The organism is Mycobacterium ostraviense (assembly GCF_002705925.1).
Lineage (GTDB): Bacteria > Actinomycetota > Actinomycetes > Mycobacteriales > Mycobacteriaceae > Mycobacterium > Mycobacterium ostraviense.
Genome location: NZ_NKRE01000001.1, coordinates 4,873,568 through 4,895,993 on the forward strand (window position 1 = coordinate 4,873,568; position 22,426 = coordinate 4,895,993).

9 protein-coding genes are annotated in these 22,426 nt (G+C 64.1%); 3 read left to right on the plus strand and 6 right to left on the minus strand.

Translation table 11 applies throughout. The features are described from left to right. Positions 1-43: 43 nt before the first annotated feature. Both CDN38_RS22715 and CDN38_RS22720 read right to left on the minus strand, forming a co-directional pair. Positions 44-3,439, minus strand: a complete 3,396-nt coding sequence (locus CDN38_RS22715; RefSeq protein ID WP_099319195.1) for an AMP-binding protein — start codon at positions 3,437-3,439, stop codon at positions 44-46. 238 nt (positions 3,440-3,677) lie between these two features. After that, a complete protein-coding gene (locus CDN38_RS22720; RefSeq protein WP_075511396.1) occupies positions 3,678-5,330 on the minus strand; it encodes a (2,3-dihydroxybenzoyl)adenylate synthase in 1,653 nt (550 codons plus the stop codon). 195 nt (positions 5,331-5,525) lie between these two features. Between CDN38_RS22720 and mbtG the strand changes: the two genes are divergently transcribed. Beyond that, complete coding sequence (mbtG, locus tag CDN38_RS22725; RefSeq protein WP_099319196.1) at positions 5,526-6,812, plus strand: NADPH-dependent L-lysine N(6)-monooxygenase MbtG; 1,287 nt, start codon at positions 5,526-5,528, stop codon at positions 6,810-6,812. 74 nt (positions 6,813-6,886) lie between these two features. Here the strand turns inward: mbtG and nbtC are convergent, their stop codons facing one another. Genes nbtC through CDN38_RS22745 form a run of 4 tightly spaced genes read right to left on the minus strand, consistent with a single transcriptional unit; the run spans position 6,887 to position 12,656 of the window. Continuing rightward, complete coding sequence (gene nbtC / locus CDN38_RS22730) at positions 6,887-10,030, minus strand: nocobactin polyketide synthase NbtC (protein ID WP_082277190.1); 3,144 nt, start codon at positions 10,028-10,030, stop codon at positions 6,887-6,889. Next, positions 9,981-11,318, minus strand: a complete 1,338-nt coding sequence (locus CDN38_RS22735) for a beta-ketoacyl [acyl carrier protein] synthase domain-containing protein (protein ID WP_075511393.1) — start codon at positions 11,316-11,318, stop codon at positions 9,981-9,983. The genes nbtC and CDN38_RS22735 overlap by 50 nt, the downstream gene beginning before the upstream one ends. Beyond that, the gene (locus CDN38_RS22740) at positions 11,300-12,058 is read right to left on the minus strand and encodes a thioesterase II family protein (protein WP_075511392.1); all 759 of its coding nucleotides are present in this window, start codon (positions 12,056-12,058) and stop codon (positions 11,300-11,302) included. The genes CDN38_RS22735 and CDN38_RS22740 overlap by 19 nt, the downstream gene beginning before the upstream one ends. Positions 12,059-12,089: 31 nt before the next feature. After that, on the minus strand, positions 12,090-12,656 hold the full coding sequence (locus CDN38_RS22745; RefSeq protein ID WP_075511391.1) for a GNAT family N-acetyltransferase: 567 nt from the start codon (positions 12,654-12,656) through the stop codon (positions 12,090-12,092). A gap of 167 nt (positions 12,657-12,823) precedes the next feature. On the opposite strand from CDN38_RS22745, the gene CDN38_RS22750 reads away from it, so the two are divergent. Together CDN38_RS22750 and CDN38_RS22755 are read left to right on the plus strand one after the other, a co-directional pair. Then, the gene (locus CDN38_RS22750; RefSeq protein ID WP_075511414.1) at positions 12,824-17,848 is read left to right on the plus strand and encodes a non-ribosomal peptide synthetase; all 5,025 of its coding nucleotides are present in this window, start codon (positions 12,824-12,826) and stop codon (positions 17,846-17,848) included. An 8-nt stretch (positions 17,849-17,856) separates the two neighbouring features. Continuing rightward, positions 17,857-22,410: a non-ribosomal peptide synthetase gene (locus CDN38_RS22755; RefSeq protein WP_075511413.1), complete on the plus strand. Its 4,554-nt coding sequence runs from the start codon at positions 17,857-17,859 to the stop codon at positions 22,408-22,410. Positions 22,411-22,426: the final 16 nt, after the last annotated feature.

Genomic DNA, 22,426 nt, shown 5'->3' on the forward strand with positions numbered 1-22,426 from the left:
CCCGCAGCCTCAGTGGCGACGTCCGATGAACGTAATGGTCCGCTCATGACACGCCCTGCGAGTATTCGCTTGAAGATTGCGTCACCCGTTGATGTTGGTCCTCGTAAACATGCTTGCCGGCGGCGCAGGTCGGGCGACCGGAACGCGACCACTTAACATTGGGCTTCGTTCTGCCCACAAGCTGGTCGGGCGTGCAAAAGAGCCCGGAAACCTCAGTGGATCCGGCTCGGATTAATGTGCGTTCGAGTTGTCGGCCGTACATACGGAGCGATTGGGTGGTCAGCATTTCTTGATGCGTGGAGTTGACCGAGTGCACGGTAATGTCGCCCGTAACGTAAGGTCGCCAACTTTGCAGCAGAGATAAACTCCGATCGCTCGCATCCCGCACAGCTGAGAATATGATCATGTCACCATCGAATACATCGGGTTCGTGGGTCTGATACAACGCCATACCACTTGCGATGTTTTGCACAAACAAATCCAGAAGCTGTTTGTATCGGAGAAATTCGGTGGCGCCTGGCTCTCGGATCAATTTTTCTATCTGCTCGTAGGTGAGCGGTTCGTCTTGTTCTGGAACATCGATGCCATAGAAGCGCAAGACTTCTAACTGCTTCCTCCAGTCGCCCAGATCCTGGATGTCGTCGATACCGGGATCCGCGTCAAGAAGGACAAGACGTGCAATTGCACATCCGCGTCGCTGAAGCTCGATCGCGAGTTCGTGGGCGACGACGCCACCAAAAGACCAGCCAAGAAGGTTGTAGGGGCCGGTGGGATAAACCCCTTGGATCCTGTCGGCATAGTTTTTCGCCATATCGCGAATTGATCGAGGTTCGGCTTCTTCGCCCTGCGGAATTTGCTGGATTCCAATGATCGGGCAGTCCAAGTAATTACCAAGAGCCTGATACGGCCAACTCACGCCACCCCCGGGATGAATGCAGAACAACGGAACGCCGGCGCCCTTTTTCAGAGTTTGAACCGGAACGACTTCTTGTACGGAAATCGTGTTTGTGTTGCGGTGCAGGTGGTCGGCGAGGTCGGCGACGGTGGGGGCGTCGAATATAGACCGCACCGGTACTTCGGTGTTCAGTGCCAGTTGCAGTCGGGTGCTTAGCCGGGTGGCGAGCAGGGAGTCTCCGCCGAGGGCGAAGAAGTCGTCGTCGAGGCCGGCGCGGTCGAGGCCCAGGACGTCGGCGAAGACGTCGGCGACGATGTTTTCGGTCGGCGTCTGCGGTGGCCGGTATTGTGCGGCGGCGAACACTGGTGGGGGTAATGCGTTTCGGTTGAGCTTGCCCGAGGAGGTCAGCGGGATGTTGTCGAGCGGCAGCACTTGAGTCGGGATCAGGTAGGCGGGCAATCGTGCGCTGAGCTGCTGGCGTATCGCGGTGGGGTCAAGGGAGGCTGAGCCGCTGATGTAGCCGATGAGGTGGGGGGTTCCGGTGGTGGTGTGGTGGATGGTGGCGGCGGCTTGGGTGACCTGCGGGCAGGCCAGTAGGGCGTTTTCGATGTCCATCAGGATCCGCGCCTGGGCGCCTACTCCGAACAGCTCGCGTTGGGCCGCGGCCATCCCCAGCAGGCCGGCGTGGCCGACCGCCACTCCCTTGGGGGCGCCGGTGGAGCCGGAGGTGAAGATCACATAGGCGGTGTTGTCCACGCTGAGCGGGGAGCGCCGGTCGGTGTCGGTGATCGGGTCGGCGCGGCGATCCGAGAGGTCCAGCTCGTCGACGCGGAGCACCGGGCGCGCCCCGGCCCCGGCCAGGCTGTGGGCGGCGCAGCTGAGCACACACACCGCGTCGACCGCGTCGAGCACCGCGGCGATGCGCTCGACGGGATGGGCCGCATCCACCGGCACATACACCCCGCCGGCCTTGACCACGGCCCACCACGTCACCACCAGCTCGGCACACCGGTCCATGGCCACGCCCACCGCGCGCTCGGGCCCGACCCCCGCCTCGATCAGCACCCGCGCCAACCGCGTCGATGACTCATCGAGCTGGCGATACGACACCTGCCGGGCACCGTCGATGATTGCCACCGCGTCCGGATCGGCCGCCACCGCCGCGGCCAACACCTGCGACACCACCCCCACCGGCGCCGCCACCCCGGCGCCAGTAAACCCCGACACCACCAGCTCACGCTCACCGCCATCGAGCAACGACACCTCACCCACCACCACCGACCCATCCGCCACCAGTAGGCGATCACAGAGCGATTCCAGACGGGTTATGTGCCTGGCGATGTCGTCGGCGCTGTACCGATGCGGATTCCACGCAAACTGAATCCGCGGCGCGCCGTGACCCAGCCGCGGATAGAGGTTGACCGCAATGTCTTTTACGGGGCCGTTGGTCAAGACGTTGTACGTCGGTTCGGAAGACCCGAAACGAAACGGGGTGGCGAAATCGAGGATGTTGATGATCGGGCCGAAATTGAGGTTGTCGAGATGGGCTGCGTCGGCAATGAGGTCCGGCCAGCGCCGGAACTGCTGATGCCGCAGCGCACCGACCAAGGCCTTGGCGACTTGGTCGGTCAGCGCGCCAATCGTGTCGCCGTCATCGACGCGGATGCGCAGCGGCACCATATTGGCCACCATGCCCGCAGCTCTTTTCAGCGCCGCGGTGGTGCGCGCCGAGACCGGCAGCGACATCGAGACGTTCTGGCGTCCTGTAGTTTTCGCGATGAAAACCGCCATCGTCGCGATAACCCTTGCGACATCGAGCTGGCGGCTCTCCGAGAGATGCCGGCACACCAGCTCACGCATCTGCGGGTGGTGCGGCCCCGCTGACCTGCCGCCCCCGCCCAGGTCGGCGACGTCCGCGGGGCGATCCACGATGTTTTGCCAATACTCGGCATCAGCATCACTGCGCGCAGATTGTTGATACTTCTGATCTGCCTGACGGATCAGGGCAAATTCTGAGAAGTCGACTTCGGTGGCGGTCGCGGCCGATCCCGAGTAGGCGGCCGCGATGTGTCGGATGAAATTGTTGGCGCCATACCCGTCGAAGAGCACGTGGTGCGCACGCAAGTAGAAGTACGACAGATTGTCGGTGATCCACAGCAGCGCAATGTCGGTCAGTCGGTCATGGACCAGGTCAATTGGCCGGTAGCAATTGTTGTTCATCCAGCTATGAGCAGCGGCGACCGGGTCGGACTCGGCGCGCAGATCGATGCAACGCAGAGAGCGTAGGTTCTGCGGGAGTGAGCGGTCGACCATGAAGACCGGGTCGCCGTCCACGAGGGACAGCCGCGCACATTGTGTGCCGAACCGCGCGGCCGCCGATTCACATGCAGCCGTGAGCTTCTCGACGTCGACATGGTGATCGATGGCGAGAAAACCGGCGATCGCGTAAGGGACTTCGGGCTGCAGTTGTTGGACAGCCCACATGGACCGCTGGCCGGCGGCTAACGGTCCCAGGATGTCGGGTTGCGCGCCGTAGTTGAGCATAAAATTCACAAACCCCCTTTGACCGGCAAGCCGGTGTCCGGCTTGCCGGCATGCAACATGGCAACCTCCACTGTTGTTGTCCGCCGGCGGCCGCGGGTAGAGACCTCCTGCCCATGTGCAGTGGCCTTAGGTCCCTACCGCTGGGGGTATATAAGGTGGGCTCCCGCCCACCGGCGCCGGTGGGGCGACGTCTGCGACCCATCAACCGGTCCACTGTGCATGCCGCGGCCTGATGGCCTTAGCGGGGCGAAACTTTTTGGGCGTCGGCGACCTGCCGGGCAATAGCCTTCTTGTCGATCTTGCCCACGGGCGTTTTCGGCAACGACGGCATTGCCACCAGCAGGTCGGGGCGGGCGTGCGCTGCCACGCCGCATTCGTCGAGATAGCGGTTCAGTTCCGCCAGCGTCAGCGTAGGTCCGGCGAAAACGACTGCAAGGCAGATCTTTTCGCCCAAATCCGGGTCAGGCAGCGGGACGGCCGCAGCCGACCAGACCGCGGGATGGCTTAGCAGCCGTTCTTCGAGAGCTTGGGCCGAAATGGTCTCACCGCACCGGCAGATGACGTCCTTGACCCGGCCGGTGACTATCAGGTAGCCGTCCTCGCGGAGGCGGACCAGGTCGCCGCTTCGATAGAAACCATCGGAATCGAAACACCGCAGGTTCTCTTGCTCAGCGCGGAAGTATCCGTTGATGGTGTATGGCCCCCGCACCAGTAGTTCACCTTCGTCACCCGGCGCCACCGATTCGCCATTGCCATTGACGATGCGCAGTTCGTCGGCATCCGACAGCGGCCGCCCCTGGCTGTGTTCTACCACTTCGGGCGGATCGTCGAGGCGAGTGAAATTTAGCAGCCCCTCAGCCATTCCGAATACCTGCTGCAATCCGGGGGTCAGCGCGGCCCGTATCCGGGCCGCATCCTCGGGCTCGAGCTTGGACCCGCCCACTTGCAGGAGCCGCAGGGTCTTTGGCGTCACCGGTTCCCATTGGCAGGCCTGCGCCCACAGTTTGGCCAGGGCCGGCACTGTCGCGGTGACGGTCACGCCGTGCCGATCGATCGTGGGGAACGCGACCTCCGGGCTAGGGTCGGCGCTGAAAACGACGGTAGCCCCGACGGTCATCGCGCCGAGGATGCCGGGGCACGCCAGTGGGAAGTTGTGCGCAGCCGGCAGCGACACGAGGTAAACGTCGTCATTCGTCAGCTGACACAGCCGCGCGCTCGCGGTGGCGTTGTAGACGTAGTCGTCGTGCGTGCGGGGAATCAGCTTCGGCATGCCCGTGGTGCCGCCCGACACGAGCAGTAACGCGGGGCCGGCGGTGTCGACCGCAATTTCGGGCGGTGCGCCGCTGGGCAGCGCTGACCACGGCAGGAAGGGATCGGCGTCACCGTCGACGACAACGTGGCGCAATTGCGGATACGCGGCAACAAGCTGTTCGGCCATTGCCCGGTAATCGAAGCCGCCCGCGGCGTCGGCGATCACCACCCCGACCGCACCGCTGACCTGGGCGAAATGACTAAGTTCTGCCAGCCGGTGTCCGGGCAGGCACATCACCGGAACAGCCCCGGCGCGCAGCAGGCCGAAGAGAGCGACGGCGAAACGGCACGAGTTCGGCAGCTGCAACAGCAGTCGCTCACCCGGAGCGATCCCGAGCGAGGCGAACCCGCCGGCGGTTCGGCTGACCAGATCGTCCAGCTCGGAGTAGGTATGGCTGCTCACCGCATCCAGCACGGCCACCCGGTCGGGCCATCTGATCGCGGCCTGTCGCAGCAGGGAATCGACAGTGCGGCCGGTCCAGTAGCCGCCCGCACGGTAGGCGGCCGCACGCTCCGGCGAAAAAGCTACGAAGCCGTCCCGCGACGCCGAGTGCAGCGGCTGGGTAGGGGATCCAGGCATGGCGCGACTTCCTTTGGGGCGAACGTGTCCAACGCCGCGGACATGAGGTAGCGTACATGAAGTTAGGGCAGCCTGAGCTAAGCAGCGGAGGTGGGGTGTGGGCCGCGCATCGAAAGCAGGCGTGCTGGCGAACTGGGACTGCGACCCCCAAAACCTGAAATTTCCCCCCAATCTTTCGCGGATGGCGGCTACCTCATGAGCGGCACGCTGGCGATCGTCGGGGCCGGCGCGAAGGCCGTCGCCGTGGCCGCGAAGGCGGCGGTGCTGCGCGAGATGGGCGTCGACGTGTGCGACGTCGTTGCCGTCGAACGCGCCGGCGTTGCGGCCAACTGGCGGCAGGGCGGCGGCTGGACCGACGGCAGGCAGCGGCTGGGCACCAGCCCGGAGAAAGATGTTGGCTTCCCGTACCGGTCGGCGCTGGCGCCGGGACGTAACGCCGAACTCGACGAGCAGATGATGCGCCTTAGCTGGCAGTCGTATCTGGTCGCAACGGACCAATTCGTCGGATGGATCGACCGGGGTAGGCCGGCGCCAACTCACGAAACGTGGGCCGGCTATCTGCGCTGGGTTGCCGACGTGGTGGGGTTGAAAGTCGTTCGGGGTGAAGTGGTTCAGCTCTCGCTCGAGGCGCCGAACTGGGTTCTCCACACTCGTGAGTCGAGCCTGTCCGCAGACGCGGTCATGATCACCGGTCCGGGTCAGCCCGAGCGTTCGATGCTTTCCGGTTCTCCGCGAGTCTTGTCGATCGCGCAGTTCTGGCAGCGCGCCGCGCGCCACGACCGCATTGTTGCCGACAATGTCGCGGTCATCGGCGGCGGCGAGACTGCTGCCTCGATTCTCAACGAGCTGTTCCATCATCGGGTTTCGGCGATCACGGCCATCTCACCGCAAGCGACCCTGTTCACCAGGGGGGAAGGTTTCTTCGAGAACTCGCTGTTTTCCGACCCCACGGGCTGGCGCCGCCTCACGCAAGGCGAACGGCGTGACTGCATTGCCCGCACCGACCGCGGCGTCTTTTCGGCCCGGGTTCAAGAGTCGCTACTGGCCGACGAGAGAATCAAGCACCTGCGCGGGCGCGTTGCTCGCGTCGTCGCGCGTGACGGCCGAATCTGGATCACGCTGTGCACCGACAATTGCGGAGAACCGCTCGAGACGCTTCACCGCTTCGACCTCGTCATCGACGGATCCGGTGCTGATCCGCTGTGGTTCGTGCCACTATTGAGCCCGGCTGCTGTTGACTTGCTCGAGCTGGGGGTGGGTGGGCCCTTGACCGGCGAGCGGCTGGAAGAATCCATCGGGCAAGACTTGGCCGTCGCCGGTGTCACCCCGAAGCTCTTCCTGCCCAATCTGTCCGGCATCAATGAGGGCCCGGGATTTCCCAACTTGAGTTGCCTGGGGTTACTTTCGGATCGGATTCTCGGCGCCGAGAGAGGCGTGACCGAGCCCCGAATGGGCAGAAGCGATGCGTACCAATCTGTTTGACGACGCCACCTGCTATGTCGTAGTCAACGACCACTGAGGCGATTGCCACCTACTGGACCGGCCGCGACTGTCGGTCATGGCCGGCGTGCGGAAACGGCTACCGGGCTCAGCTGTGCCAGAACGTCGGCAATGGATGCCCCGCCGAGGAGTTCCGACACCTCTAGATCGTGATCGAACTCTGACTTCACGCGGCGACGTAACTCTAACGCCTGCAACGAATCCAGGCCGATGGCCACCATCGGCACGCTAGTGTCGATCATCTCGGGCCGCTCCACACCGATGGCCTCGGCCAGCAGGCTTACCAACCGTCGTGGCAGCTCTGCCCCCTCAACGGCTGCCGGAGCCTTGACCACGGTTGACCTGACGGCGCGGGAGGTCAGCTGTGAGATCAACGGGCCGTAGCCGAACACGTCCAGTACTGAGCGGGCGCGTTCGAAATCGAACGCCGCAACGATCGAATTTTCGTGAAACGCATTCATTCCCACGGCGATTGCATCAGTCGGAGCCATTGGGAGAACTCCGATGGCGGCCAGCTGGGCCATGCTGTCGGCATCCAGATCGAAGTGGACGGTCCATTGGCCCCACTGCACCGAAACGCAGTCCAAACCCTCGGCCCGAAGCCGGTGCGCCATGGCGTCGAGCATGCGATTGGCCGCCGCGTAGACGACTTGTCCGCGACCGCCGATCGTTGCCCTGGCCGAAGAGCATAGAACTACGCGACAGTCGTTGGCCCTGGGAAACATTCGCAGGACATGTGAGATGCCGACCACCTTGGCGCGCAACGCGTTATCGACCTGCTGCGCAGTGATATCCGTGAATTCGACAGGAGAATACTCGACGGCGGCATGGATTATCAGATCCGCGGGCCACTCCTGGTTGTCCGCAGCCAGTCGCGCGACCTCGGCTTCGACACCCACGTCACACTTGGCGGCACGGATTTGTGTCGTTGTGGCCGAACGTGTCTGCCGCAGCCGATCTGCGACCGCGGCGGTTTCGCCCGATCTGCTTACCAGAGTGATGCGACGCGCACCACGGCGTGCGAAGTGCTCGCAGAATTCCAAGCCGAGGTGACCCGTACCACCGATAATCAGCACATGGTCATAGGCGGTGCCATCGGTTCCGGGCTCCGGGCTTTCGACTGCAACGATTCGTTTGGCGTACAGGCCGCCATTGCGGAGGGCCAGCTCCGGCTCTTCCTTGGTGTGCAGCGCCGAAAGGATCGCTGATGCCGCATCTGACGTCTGGACTTTCCCCGGGAGGTCGAGGTGGCGAAATCCCACACCGGGATAGTCGGCGCCTACGCTACGAAATCCGGCGCTGATTGCCGCGTGCACCAGATCCGGCGGTGCATCGCCGGCGGCCACTGCCTCACCGCCCACCGTGACCAGCCAGCAATCTGCCAACGCACCATCTATGCCCGGCCACCAGCCGCGATCGGAAAAGAATGCCGCGACCGCGGCTGCGGCGGCGCAGTCGTCTAATCTCGGCGATCTCGGAATCAGTATGACCAGTGTGTCGATACCGCCTTCGTCACACCAGTTTTCGGCATCGATCACCCGAGCCGTTGCTCCGGCCTCGTCGGCCGCTACCCGTACGGCATTCGCCAAGTCCACGCAGGCTCCGGTGTGGTCAACGATTCCAATCGCCCGCGGTGCCGTGAGCGAGCGCTGGGAAAGGCGAACCCATTCCTCGACGAGACGGCGTGCGGGTGCGGTTTCCGCGACGGGGGTGCGAGACGACGTCGCCGCAGTGGTCACGGCCGTGACCTCGGCTGTGCGACGGGCGCGTCGGGGCAAGACCTCGTCATACGGCAACCACAGCCGGGTCTCGTTCATCCTGGTATTGGGAAAATCGGCTAGCGGCGGCTGGACTGGACCGGATCCGGTGCGCAGCGACTCCCACGAGTAGTCCAAGTCGTGAACCGCCAATTGGGCGAGGTTTCCGGTGAACGCGTCGAGATCGGCGGCGGTTCGCTCTGATGTGCCGACGGTGATGGCCGGGCACACATCCGGAATTCGTGCGAGGTTGTCTTGAATCGCCGACTGCAGCATCGGGTGTTCGGCCAATTCCACGAACGTGTCGATGCCGCGCTCGGCGGCGGCCGCGATTGCCTTGTCGAATCGAACCGGGTTGCGCAGGTTCCAGAACCAATATTCGTCAACCGGCAGGTCCGGTGTCAGGGGGCTGCCGAGAGTGGCGCCAAGGCAGTCGATGTCCGTCTCGAGGAACTTGGAATTTCGCAGTTGGCGCCGCATGGTCGCCCGTAACGAGGAAGCGAACTCGTTGATCATGCTGGTGTGGGCTGGATATCGCACGCCGATCACTCGCGCGAACACGCCACGTTCCGTCAGCGTATCCACTATGTCCTGCACGGTTTCCCGATCACCGGAAATACCCACCATGCGTGGCGAATTGATGACCGAGAGCTGCGCCCAACCGGTGCGGTGTGCGAGCAGGTCCTCACAGGTGTCGCGGTCGCAGGCAACCATCGCCATGGCATAGGCACCGGAGACGAACTCGTCGGCCGCGCGTGCGCGGATCCCGATCACGCAGACGGCGTCAGACAACGTGATGGCGCCCGATACGTAGGCGGCGGCGATCTCGCCCTGGCTGTGCCCGATGGTGACACCGGGCGTTATGCCGAATGATCGCCAGGCGGCGGCCAGCCCGGCCATGTGGCAAAACAACGCGGGCTGGACGGTTGTCGCGCAATTGTCGGCCTGAACCTGTTGGTCGAGAAGGTAATTCAGCGGTGACTCGCCGAGTTGTGCCTGGCAGGTCTCGGCGCAGCGATCCACCTCGGCACGGAACGCGGGGACCGTTTCGTAGAAAAGCCGCCCCATGCCCGGTCGCTGCCCGCCCTGGCCGGGAAAGACATAAGCGCGCCGCCGCGTGCCGGCGGGTGTTTCGGTGCGAACCACCGATGGATGTTCGCGCCCATCGAATACCGCTTGCAGCGCGCTGACCAATTCGTTGCGGTTGGTCACCATGGCCAGGGCTCGGTGCCGGCGGGCGATCCGCGTCCGAAACAGCATTCCGGCGATCCGGTCGGGTGCAACTTCGCGATGAGTTGCCATGTAAGAAAGGAGGGCTGCGGCCTCATCGCGGACGAGGTTGGGGGTATCCGCTGAGAGGAGGACGGGAATAGTGCCGTTGGGAAGACGATAGCTAGGAATCACTGTGCTCCCTGGCGGGCATGGCGATGATTGCGTGGGCATTGGCGCCGCCGGCGCCGAATGACGACACCGCACCGTAGCGAACGCCTTCTTTGGGTTCCCACTCGTGTAGTTTGGTGGCCAGTCGCAGGCCCGTCATGTCCCAGTCGACCGTCTTAGTCGGGTTGTCCGAGAACAGGGTTGGTGGGATTCGACCGTGCTGGCCCGCGAGGAGCAGTTTGATCAGTCCGAGGATCCCCGATGCGGCCTGGGCATGTCCGGCGTTGGACTTTATCGAGCCCACGAGGGCCTCTGATCTCGCTGCGCCGTAGGTTTTGAACAACGCGATCAATTCCACCGGATCGCCGGCAAGCGTCGCGGTGCCGTGCCCCTCGATCATCCCGACGTCGGCCGGGTCGATTCCCGCCGCGTCGAACGTTTTTCGGATGACCTGCTCCTGCGCGCGTACCCGCGGAATGAGTATCGGCTTGCCTTTGCCGTTGTGGTTGGTGCGGATCGCCAGGATGCGCCCGTAGATCGAGTGTCCCAGTCGACGGGCTCGTGACTCGCGTTCGACGAGCACCATTCCCGCGCCCTCACCCCATACGGTTCCGCTGGCGTCGTCCGAGTAGGCGCGGCAATGCCCGTCATCGGAAAGCGCGTTGAGCCTTGCGAACTCGTAGAAAGCTCCCGGCGACCCCATCACACACACCGCGCCGGCAAGCGCCCATTCGCACTCGTCTTCCCGGACCGCCGTGGCGGCCAGGTGCAGCGCGGTCAATGACGATGCACATGCCGTATCGAGGCTGATCGAGGGACCAGTCAGGCCAAGGCAGTGCGAGATCCGGCCGGCGGCTCCCAGTTGCCCCAACGCGGCGATCCGGTGTCCGCTATAAGCATCGGCCACCGCCGCACGCGGGCCGTACTCCATCGGCGACATGCCGACAAAACAACCGGCATCTGCGCCATCGAGTGTTCCCGGGTTTATCCCGGAATTCTCCAGCGCCTTCCACGCCACCCGCAGCGCAACCCGCTGCTGAGGATGCATCACGATGGCCTCGCGATGGGTGACGCCGAAGAAGGGCGGGTCGAATGCGGTTGCGCCGTGCAAGAATCCACCTGCGTCGCAAACTGGCCCCCAGCCGTCTAGCTCGGACACCGACAGAAGGTCGTCGATTGGCCAGCCGCGATCGCGTGGAAAGGGGCCGATCAGCTCTTTTCCTTCGGCAAGTGCCGACCATAGGGCGCCGGGGCCGTCGATTCCGCAAGGCGCTTCGACCGCCATCCCCGAGATGACGATCGGGTCAGTTGCCGGCGTGCATTGGTTGCTGCTCACAGTGTCCACTCGCATTGCGTGCTCGACGCCAACAACTTTGCGACGGCGTCAATGTGTGTTCTCAAGTAGAAATGCCCGCCGTCGAACATCGTGACGCTGACCGTCTCGGTGTGCTTACCCCACCCGTAGAGGTCTCCAAGCGCTATGTATGGGTCCTGATCACCGCCCATCGCCTGGATGGGCGTCGCGACCTTGACGTCTTCGGCGCAGGAGTACGCATCGAAGGCTTTGTAGTCGGCTTTGAGCACCGGAAGTGCCAGCCTCATGAGCTCGCGGTTCGCGAACACATCCGAGTCGGTGCCCTCCAGCGCCGCCAGATGGTTGAGAATCGACTCGTCGTCCTTGGGGTGTGGTGGTTTGGCGGCGACGTGACAAGGCGCAACCGCCGCCGACGCGTTGAGGCGCCGCACAACAATTCCGGCGGCTTCGGCGAGTCGGACGAACTCGAACGCGACTAACGCCCCCATGCTGTGACCGAATGTGACTATCGGAATGTCGCGATTGTGGTCCGATGTGGAAAAGTCGCCGAATGCTCCCGCAGCGATTTCGGGCAGCGATTCCAACGGGGCCTCAGCCGCTCGGTCCTGTCTTCCCGGGTACTGGAAAACGATGACATTGAACGTTGGGCTGAGGATTTTGGAGAATTCGCGGTAGGCCGATGCACCGGCTCCTGCGTGCGGAAAGACCAGCAGCGGAAGGCTGTTGGACGACTCCGGTCGGTGGAACTGCCTGATCCAGCCCAGTGCGCGCGGCATGCCTAAACCCCTCTGCGGTTTGCGGCTTGGCTCATAGCGCATTCCGGTCGCGGACCATGAGGGCGGCTCGCTTGTCCGGCAGGTTCATATCGGTGATGCGGCGGAACCCGGCGTGCTCGAGTGACCGGATCACCCGCACGTTGTCGACGTCGGGCTCGGCGACCACCCGGGCGGCGTGCGGATCGGCACCCAGCTGCCATGTCGAGACCGCGCGCAGCAGGTCGACGGCCAGCCGTCGGCCGCGGTACTCGGCCGGACCCAGCAACATGTGCACGCCGGCATCGTGCTCCCGGGCAGGGTAATGCTGGGCGAGCGGGTCGAGGTCGGCACGGTAGAGCTCCCAGTAACTCATCGCAACACCGTTGAGCAGGCCCAGGTACGGCGCCGAGTGCGCGCTGCGATGCTGTCGGTGTAGATATGCCGCGATCTGGACCCGTGGCCACGGCTTGCGCCAGAAGCGCGCCACCTCCGGGTCGTTCATCCAGGAGTGCACCACGTCAAGGTCGAGGTCGGGCTCCAGTGGACGCAGCGAGAACTCGCCGGAGAAGACCTCGTGATCCAGTACCGCGCGGCATTGCCGCAGGTCGAGCGTGTTCACACGCGTTCCTCCCGTTGCCGCACCGGCCGCAGCAGCCAACCAACTTAGCGAAGGCTAACATAAGCCACTGGGCTGTCGGATGGCGCTGGCAAAAGTGGTGTCATCGCAGTTCAGCCCGACCGCACGTGGGGTTGGAGGGGAACTACGGATTAGGGGTGAAACGGGCCGTGGCAGATGATGTCAAGACCTTGCAGGAACGTCGCCGGGAACTCCTGCGCAGGCGTATCGCTGAAGGCGGTATGGCGACCGCGAACAAAGCGGCCGCATCCGTCTGCGCGGGAGAACGCTACCGCCTATCGGCCGGCCAGCGCCGAATGTGGTTCCTGCAGGCGATGGACGCACGGGACGTCACGTTGAACATCTGTGTTGCCTATCGACTCACAGGCGCCTTGGACGAGGCAGGCTTGCGGGCCGCATTGAGCGCCGTTGTCGAGCGCCATTCCATTTTGCGCACCGTCTACGGAGTGGACTCGGAAGGGGAGCCGTATCAAGTGTTTTCCGACGGCGCCGAAGTGAGTTGGCGAACCGACGACATTACCCATCTCCCCGCCGACGAACGTGAGCCGCACATCGAGACCCTGGCACGAGAAGAGTTCGGGCGGCCATTCGATCTCACGAGCGAGTGGCCTTTGCGCGCAACCCTTATCCGCTCGGGTACCGACGAATGTGTGCTGCTCCTTGTCGTGCATCACATCTGTTGGGACGACGGCTGCTGGGCCATTTTCCTGGGGGAGCTGAGCGCCGCTTATAACGGGCGGCAACTTGGCGGCTCGGCGCCACAGTTCGTGGCAGTCGAGGTGCTCGAGACCTCGGCGGAACCCAGCATTGCGGATATCGGCTACTGGGCGGACACTTTGCGGCCGTCACCCGAGCCGCTGCAGCTTCCCGGAGTAGCCGCTGTACGTCCGTCCAGGCTCGCCGAACGCCGAACTCAGGCCTTGCCAGCCGATCTGTTCGGCCGTGTCGAGGACTTCGCCCAAAAACGTTCAGCCTCACCATTTATGGTATTGCTGGCGGCCTTCGGCGCGCTGATTCGCCGCTATACCGGCTCTTCGGATTTCCTGATTTCCGTGCCGGTCACCGAGCGCAGGGCGACGGCTGAGCGTGCCATCGGATATTTCGGTAACACGTTGTTGCTGCGCATCGTCGCGCGACCCGATGACACGTTCACCACCCTGGTCGACGCGGTGCGCGAAACCTGTCTCAACGGCTTCGCCCACCAGTGCGTCGGCATCGATCGGGTGGTCCGCGAACTCAACCCGGAGCGCATGGGACACGACGGCATGGACCAGTTGGTCCGGCTCGGTTTCAGTATGCGCACGAGCGCCAGCGGATTCGGGCTGGCCGGCGTCGCGGTGCGACAACTCGAACTCGGGGCCGTGACGGCCCATCTTCCCCTTGTCTTATCGGTCGTGCTCGACCCGGACGGCGTGAGGGTCGAGTTCGAATACCAGATCGACGTTTTGGGCTCTGCACTCGTCGGTCAGATGCTGGCCCACTACCTGCAGCTACTGGCCAGCGCGCTGGACGAGCCCGAACGTCGCATCGCCGGTGTGGACATGCTCGGCGCTGCCGAGCGGGAGGCCGTCCTGGCGAAATCGCACGGCGAACTGGTAGCCACGCCGGCGACCACCATGGTGGCGGTGCTCGATGCCGCCGCAGCCGCCACTCCCGAAGCGATCGCCCTGGCTTCCGACGAAGCCGAGCTGACCTATGCCCAACTACACCGCCGCGCAAACCGGCTGGCTCGCTGGCTGGTCGCACAGGGGTTTGGTGCTGAGGACCTCATCGGTCTGCGAATGACCGCCTCGATCGAGTTCATCGTCGCGATGCTGGCCGTATTGAAAACCGGCGCGGCCTACGTTCCCATCGACCCGACCTATCCGGACGAGCGCATCGAATACCTCGTTGCCGACGCATCCCCACGAACGGTTTTCGGGTGGCAGGAACTCGCCGCCGCCGAACGGGCCGCCGCACAGCTGCCGGACGTCCCTCTCACCGACGCCGACCGGCTGCATCCCGTGCTTCCCGACCACTTGGCTTACGTCATCTACACTTCCGGCTCCACCGGGCGCCCCAAAGGCGTGGCGGTCTCTCATCGCGCCATCGCCGAGCACGTGGACGGCTTCGTCGCCGAGTGGAATGTGACCGCCGGCGACCGGTGGCTGCAATCGTCGTCGGTCAGCTTCGATGCTTCGCTGGCGGAGATCTTCATCACGTTGTCGCTTGGCGCACAGCTGATCGTCCCCAAGCCCCAGGCCTTCACCGACCTCGGTTACCTTGCCGAGCTGATCAGTCGCCGCGGCGTCACTGTGCTGCATATGGTGCCGTCGATGCTCAGCACCCTGCTGATGGGGCCGCAAGTCAGCGAATGGCGGGGGTTGCGACACGTTCCGGTGGGCGGGGAAGCGCTTCCCGGTGAATTAGCGGACAAATTCGCCGGCTACTTCGACGCGGAATTGCGCAATCACTACGGCCCCACCGAGGCCGTCGTCTGTTCGACACATTCGCTGGTCGAGGGATCGCAGGGGGCCCGGGTCGTGCCTATCGGTGTGCCGAACCGCAACGTCTACGCCTACGTGCTCGACGAAGAGTTACAACCGGTGCCCGCGGAGGTGATCGGCGAGCTGTATCTGGGTGGTGTCCAGTTGGCACGCGGGTATCTGGGAGCTCCCGCGTTGACCGCGCAGCGGTTCGTCGCAGACCCGTTCAATGCTGGCATGCGGCTGTATCGATCGGGAGATCTGGTTCGCCGCAATATGTCTGGTGAGCTGGAGATCGTCGGCCGAGCTGACGAGCAAGTCAAGATTCGCGGATTCCGTATCGAGCTTGGCGAGGTCGAATCGGTGATCGCGACCCATCCAGCGGTGCGGCATTGTCTGGTCGTCGCGGCAGACGCCGAGGCCGGCCCGACGCTTGCCGCGTACCTGGTGCCCGCATCCGGCGAAACATCGTCGGCTCAGCCAGATCTCGACGAGATTCGCGCACATGCCGCATCCTTGCTGCCGGAATACATGGTGCCTAGTGCCTTCGCGGTGATTCCCGAGATTCCGCTGACCAGGAGCGGCAAACTGGACAAGCGGGCGTTGCCGGCGCCGGCGCCTATCTCGGCGCGCCGCTACCGCGAGCCGGCCACTGTCACCGAGCGCAGGATCTGCTCGATCTTTGCCCGGCTGTTCGGATGGGAGCGAGTCGGAGCAGAGGACTCCTTCTTCGGCCTGGGCGGCCATTCCCTGTTGGCGGCTCGGCTGGTCGCGCAGATCCGCGCCGAATTCGGGATAGAGCTGACTGTCCGCGCGGTGTTCGATAGCCCAACCCCGGCCGGGCTGGCCGCTCGGCTGGTCCAACGATTCCATGCCGAATTCGAGATCGACCTCGACGCGCTGGAGGCCGAGGGAACTTTCGACGATGCCAGGTCGGAACCGATAGCTGCTCGTCCAGAACTGGCCGGCTCGCAGCGTCAGGAACGGCCCCCATTGTCCTACTCCCAGCTGGCCGCGTGGTTTCAATACCGGATCGAAGGTGCGCAAGACGGTTTCAACATGCCACTATCGCTTCGATTCGAAGGTCCGCTGGATGTCGGCGCCCTCACCACGGCGCTCAACGACGTCGTGGCACGGCACGAGGCGCTACGGACGAATTTCGGCGAGCACCAAGGTGTTCCGTATCAAATCGTGCATCCGAGCCTGGAATTGGAGCTGCCGGTCCGGCAGACGGACTCCGAGAACCTCAACCAGGTGGTGACGCAGCTGCGCCGGCACGTGTTTATGCCGGAATCTGGGCCGCTGATCAAGGCCACCCTGTTGGCGCTGGGGCCGGATACCCACGTGCTGCTGTTGATCGTGCACCACATCGTCAGTGATCACGCGTCGCTCGGCATTGTCTGTGACGACCTGATCGACGCCTATCGCGCCCGGGTGGAGGGGAGTGCGCCGAGGTGGGCCGCGCTGCCCATTCAGTTCGCGGATTACGCGCGGTGGCAAAGAAGCGCACTTGACTCGGAATGGGGGCGGGCGCAGCTGTCGTATTGGCGCGACGCATTGGCCGGCTTGCCCGACGAGATTTCAATCGCCGCCGACCACCCGCGCCCACCGGCCCTCGGCAAGCGTGGGGCAGTGGTGAGTTTCACTGTTTCCGCGGCGCGCCGGGCCGCCCTCACGCAGTTGGCCGAAGCGGCCGAAGCTACCGAATTCATGGTGTATCAAGCCGTCCTTGCGGTACTACTGCACAAGCTCGGTGGTGGCACGGATATCGCGTTAGGCAGCCCGGTAGCGTCCCGGGTGGAGACGACCACCGCGAACCTGGTTGGGCTGTTCGCCAACGTGGTGGTGCTGCGCAACGACTTGTCCGGCGACCCCAGCCCGCGCACCATGATCGCGCGCAGCCGCGAGACGGTAATCGATGCGTTCGCACATCAGGAACTGCCCATCGAGCGTCTGGTCGAGGCGCTCAATCCGCCACGCTCCCTGTCGCGAAACCCGCTGTTTCAGAACATGATCCACTTCCGCGGCGAGGATTGGGCGCTGACACCGCGCGATCTCACGCCGAGCGGTCAAACCACGGTTGTTCCAGTTGCCATGGACTTCGATGTCTCATTGCTGGACCTGGATGTGGGCATGACCGTGACGCCGCATGGCGAACTGGACGTGCGGGTGGTCGCCAATGCCGATCTGTACGAACCTGCAACTGTTGCGCTGATCGCCGAGGCGCTGAACACCGCACTGGACGGATTTGCGTCGACGCCGGACCGTCCGATATCGACGCTGGAGCTGCTGTCCGCGGCTGCTTTGGCGAAGCTGGTTGCTCGGCCGACCCCAACGATCTCCTCGGCCCGCGAACCGGCCACGGGCGGCTCGGTGGAAACCGAGCAGGTCCTGATCGCCTTGCTGGAGGAGTTGCTCGACATCACCGGCGTGGACCGCGATGACAACTTCTTCGCTCTTGGCGGTGACAGCATCATTTCGATCAAATGGTCGGCGCAGGCCACCGCGCAGGGTCTGCCGTTCACCCCGGCGATGGTGTTCGAGCACATGACGATTGCCGAGCTGGCCGCAGCGGTCGACACGGCCGCCGAGCAGGCGGCGGCCGAAACCGAGTCGCCGCCGGAACAGGGATCCTCGCCGATGAGTGCGTCGGGGCTCAGCGCCGACGCGTTGGCCAAGCTCACCGCATCCTGGCTCAGCGGGTCGTGAAGGCTGTCATGGCCACACCTGCGCCGCCGATCGAGGATGTCCTTGCCCTCAGCCCGTTGCAGGAGGGGCTTTTTGCGTTGCACCGATTGGCCGAGGACGGCGTCGACGTTTACAGCATGCAGTTCGTGGTCGACGTCGACGGACCGGTCGACGTGGATTTGCTTCGCCGCAGTGCTCAAGCCATGCTGGACCGGCATCCGAATCTCCGGGCCGCCTTCTGGGATCGCGACGTACCGAGGCCGGTGCAGATCGTACCCGCCCGGGCCGAGTTGCCGTGGTCCGAGAGATTCGCGTTGCCAACGGAGTTCGACGCCATCGCGCGCTCGGAACGGCGCCGGCGCTTCGACTTGCGGCGCGGGCCGGCATTGCGTGTTGTGCTGCTCACCGTGCCCGGTGGGGCCAGACGCCGGATCATCTTCACCGCGCATCACATCTTGGTGGATGGCTGGTCGCTTGCCGTGTTCTTCACCGAGATGCTGGCCATCTACCGCGCGGGCGGATCAGTCGACGGGCTAGGTGTCCCGCGTCCATACCGCGACTACATCGTCTGGCTTGCGGCCCAGGACAAGACTGCGGGCATTGCCCGATGGATTCACTACCTGCAGGTCGTGTCCGGACCGCTCATGGTGGCAGATGGCCCGGCACCGGGCGCTGCCGCTTGCGGCGACCGTGTGCCGGAGAAGTCGGAATTGCTGTTGCCCGCCGCCGATACGGCACGACTGCGCGGGTGGGCAGAACGCAACCGATTGACGCTCAATACCGCAGTGCTTTTCGCCTGGACCGTCGTGCTCAGCAGGCTCACCGACCGCCGGGATGTGGTTTTCGGAACCATCGTCTCCGGTCGACCGGAGAGCTTGCCCGGCGTGGAAAGCATGGTCGGACTGTTCATCAACGTCGTGCCGGTTGTGCACCAGGTGAATAGCACCGACACCGTGGTAGAGCAATGCTCCCGATTACAGCGGGAGACATCGGCGATGCGCGACCTCGGCTATCTCGGTCTTTCGGAAATCCAGCGCGAATACGGCCGTGGAACCTTGTTTGACTCCCTGTTCGTTTTCGAAAACGCACCGATCGAAGATGCGATCCGTTCGGTCCGTACACCCGACGGCGCCCAGTTCTGTCCGGTCGAAATGGAAAGTCTGACGCACTACCCGTTGACGGTGGTGTCGCACATGCGGCACGACGCGCTGGTGGTGCTGGTCGAGGCGATTACTGCGGCGCTGCCGCATCTTCGGCCAACCGAGATCGGCGAGCGATTGCTCGCAGTGCTGCGTCAACTCCCCGATATTGCCGACGGCACCCCCGACGCGCTGGACGTTCTCACCGCCGCCGAGCGGCATGAGTTCGATCACCTTACGACTGGGCCGGCGCCGGGGCCGGAGTGCACCTCAGTGTGGGAGATGTTTGAGCGGCAGGTTCGCGCCACACCGCACGCCGTCGCCCTGACCGCCGGCGACGACGAACGCTACACCTATGCCGAATTACACGCCCACGCATGCCGGCTGGCGAGAGAGCTTGCCGCCCGCGGGGTCGGGCCGGAACAAGTCGTCGCGCTGTTGTTGCCACGCTCGGCTCGGTCGGTGGTCGCCATTCTGGCGGTGCTCGCCGCCGGTGGTGCCTATCTGCCCGTCGACACCACGCTGCCCCAGCCGCGCATCGAAACGACCTTGCGCCGTGCAAATCCGGCGCTCGTTATCACGGAGGACGGTTACTCACGGTTGGCCGGTGTCCCGGTAAGCACCGTATTCATCGATGATCCTCTTGTGGCAGAGCGTATTTCGCGACTTCCCGCCAACGCCCCGGTCATCCTTCGCCATCCCCAGCACAGCGCCTATGTCATCTTCACGTCCGGGTCGACCGGTGAACCCAAGGGAGTCATCGGCACCAATGCCGCATTGCTGAGTTACTTCGCCGACCATCGCGAGCGGGTCTATCGCGCAGCCGCAAAGCGTCTGGGCCGCCCGCTGCGGATCGCACACGCTTGGTCGTTGAGCTTTGATGCCTCGTGGCAGCCCATGGTCGGACTGCTCGACGGCCACGCCGTTCATCTTTTCGACGCCGTGGACATGCGTGACGCGGACCGGTTGGTCAAAGGTGTTGCCGCCCAACAGATCGACATGATCGACACCACCCCGTCGATGTTTGTGCAACTGCGTGCTGCTGGACTCTTGGATCAGAACCTTTCGGTGTTGGCGTTGGGCGGCGAGTCGATCAACACGGCGTTGTGGCGGCAACTGCGCGCTCTGCCGGCAGCGTCGATATGCGACGCGGTCTACAACTGCTACGGGCCTACCGAAATGACGGTTGAGGCGGTGGTGGCCGCGGTCAAGGAATATCCGACACCGTCGATCGGCACGGCGAACGCCGGCACCTTCGCCTACGTCCTGGATTCGGCGTTGCGAAGAGTTCCCAACGGTGTGGTCGGTGAACTGTATCTGTCCGGAGCACAGCTGGCCCGTGGTTATGTTGGCAGCTCGGCGATGACCGCTGTTCGCTTCGTGGCCGACCCGCTGCGCCCCGGACATCGTATGTATCGCACCGGTGACCTGGTGCGCCGCCTACCTGACGGTGGTTATGCCTATGTCGGACGGGGCGACACGCAGGTCAAGATTCGCGGCTACCGCGTCGAGGTCGGCGAGATCGAGGCCGCACTGCGTGACCGGCCTGGGGTGCATGACGCGGCAGTTTCGGTTGTACGTCGTGGGGCCGGCGCGAGCTTGGTGGGCTTCGTTGCGTGGCAGGGAACTACGGATGCTGATCCGGCGCAGTTGCGTGCCGCCCTGGCAGATCGGCTGCCTATCTACATGGTTCCGGCCCGGATCGTGGTCTTACCGCAGCTGCCTGTCAACGCCAACGGCAAGCTGGACAACCGCATGTTGGACCGGCTGGCCGAGAATGCGCTCGCGCAAGTCACGAAGGGGGCCGTGCCGGCTACCGATACCCAACGGGCGCTGTGCGACGTGTTCGGCGAGCAATTCAACGGTGTTGTGCCCCATATCGATGACGACTTGTTCTCGCTCGGATTGGACAGCATTGTGGCAATCTCGCTGGTCCACAAGGCTCGACGGCGCGGTCTCGGATTAAGTCCGCGGATGTTCTTCACAGCCCCGACGATTCGCCAACTCGCGGCCGTTGTCGATGCGGCGTCCGATTTGGATGCGGTTGTCCAGAGTGCCGAATACGGCGAGGTGGCGCCGTTGCCGATGGTGTCGTGGCTTTACGAATATGGCAACTATCGCCGCTTCGCCAACACCATCTTGCTGCAGTTGCCGTCCGACATCGAGCGCCCGGCAATCGAGTTGATGCTGCAAATGTTGCTCGATGGACACGAGACCCTGCGATCGATTCTGGTCGACACTGCCCGTGGCCCGCGCCTGGTCACCCGGGAACCCGGAGTTGTCCGTGCCACTGACGTGCTTGACCAAGTGTCGCTGCCGATTTCAACCGATGCCCAGCGAGAGTCGGCTATCACACACTGCGCACGGAAGGCCATCGACGAAATTGATCCGCACGCCGGCACCATGGTGCGGGCGGTGTGGTTGTCCGCGGCCGAGCACGGCCACCTGTTGTTGCTCACCGTGCACCACCTGGCGGTGGATGTGGTGTCTTGGCAGATCATGCTCAGCGAGCTTGCGCAGGCGTGGCGGTCTGTGAAGTCCGGTGTGGCGCCGAAGACGCTGCCGGAGTTCACTTCCTACCGCCGGTGGTCGGAACTGATGTGGGAACGCGCCGCCACGCCGGAGGTGCTCGCCCAGCGCGACTACTGGATTGCTCAGGTCGGTGCTTCCGAGGCCCCGTTGGGCTTGCGGCATCCCGACCCGACTCGTGACACTTGGTCCACGCTGCGAGTCACACAGGTGAGCACACCAGTCAGGATCACTGAGCGGATACTGGCCAGGCTTACCCGGGATAACGGTATGCGCGAATTTCTCCTAGCCGCAACCACAGCCGCCGTTGCGAGTTGGCGTCGTGTTCGCGCGCAAGATGCGTCTTCCGGCGTGCTCATCGCTTTGGACAGCCATGGGCGAGCTGATACCGTTCTGGGCGCCGACACGACGACCACGGTTGGTTGGTTTACCAGCGCATTCCCAGTCCGGCTCGGGGCTGGCGCTGCGGCTGTCGAGATCGAGCAGATCGAGGCGGATCCGCAGGCCGCCCGGACACTACTCGACTCTGTAACCGCCTATCTCAGCGCAGTTCCGTACGAAGGCTTGGATTACGGCCTGCTTCGTTATGTCGGCGAAGTCTCTGAACTGCGGGAGGCTACCGAACCGCAGATAATGTTCAGCTATCTGGGTCGGCTGGACCTCAGCGGGCTCACCGAGCAGCCGTGGTCACTGTCGATGGATCAGCAAATCGATTGTCTGCCGGTCGATCCCGAGCCAGATCTGCCACTCCGCTTTGCGCTGTATCTCAGCGTGTTGGTGCGTTCGACGCCCGAGGGCTCGCAACTGACCGCCAACTGGCTGTGGAGTGACGCGCTATTCGCGCTCTCCGACATCGACCGTCTGACGCAGTTCTGGCAGCGTAGCATCGCCGCGCTCGCCGCTGGTATCGCATAGAACGGAGCCGGGGAGG

What these genes read in the sequence shown, in the direction of transcription:
- mbtG (WP_099319196.1), top strand. Translation starts at nt 5,526, where the DNA reads ATGAGCGGCACGCTGGCGATCGTCGGGGCCGGCGCGAAGGCCGTCGCC.
- CDN38_RS22735 (WP_075511393.1), bottom strand. Translation starts at nt 11,318, where the DNA reads ATGCGAGTGGACACTGTGAGCAGCAACCAATGCACGCCGGCAACTGAC.
- CDN38_RS22755 (WP_075511413.1), top strand. Translation starts at nt 17,857, where the DNA reads ATGGCCACACCTGCGCCGCCGATCGAGGATGTCCTTGCCCTCAGCCCG.
- CDN38_RS22740 (WP_075511392.1), bottom strand. Translation starts at nt 12,058, where the DNA reads ATGCCGCGCGCACTGGGCTGGATCAGGCAGTTCCACCGACCGGAGTCG.
- CDN38_RS22720 (WP_075511396.1), bottom strand. Translation starts at nt 5,330, where the DNA reads ATGCCTGGATCCCCTACCCAGCCGCTGCACTCGGCGTCGCGGGACGGC.
- CDN38_RS22715 (WP_099319195.1), bottom strand. Translation starts at nt 3,439, where the DNA reads ATGCTCAACTACGGCGCGCAACCCGACATCCTGGGACCGTTAGCCGCC.
- nbtC (WP_082277190.1), bottom strand. Translation starts at nt 10,030, where the DNA reads ATGCCCACGCAATCATCGCCATGCCCGCCAGGGAGCACAGTGATTCCT.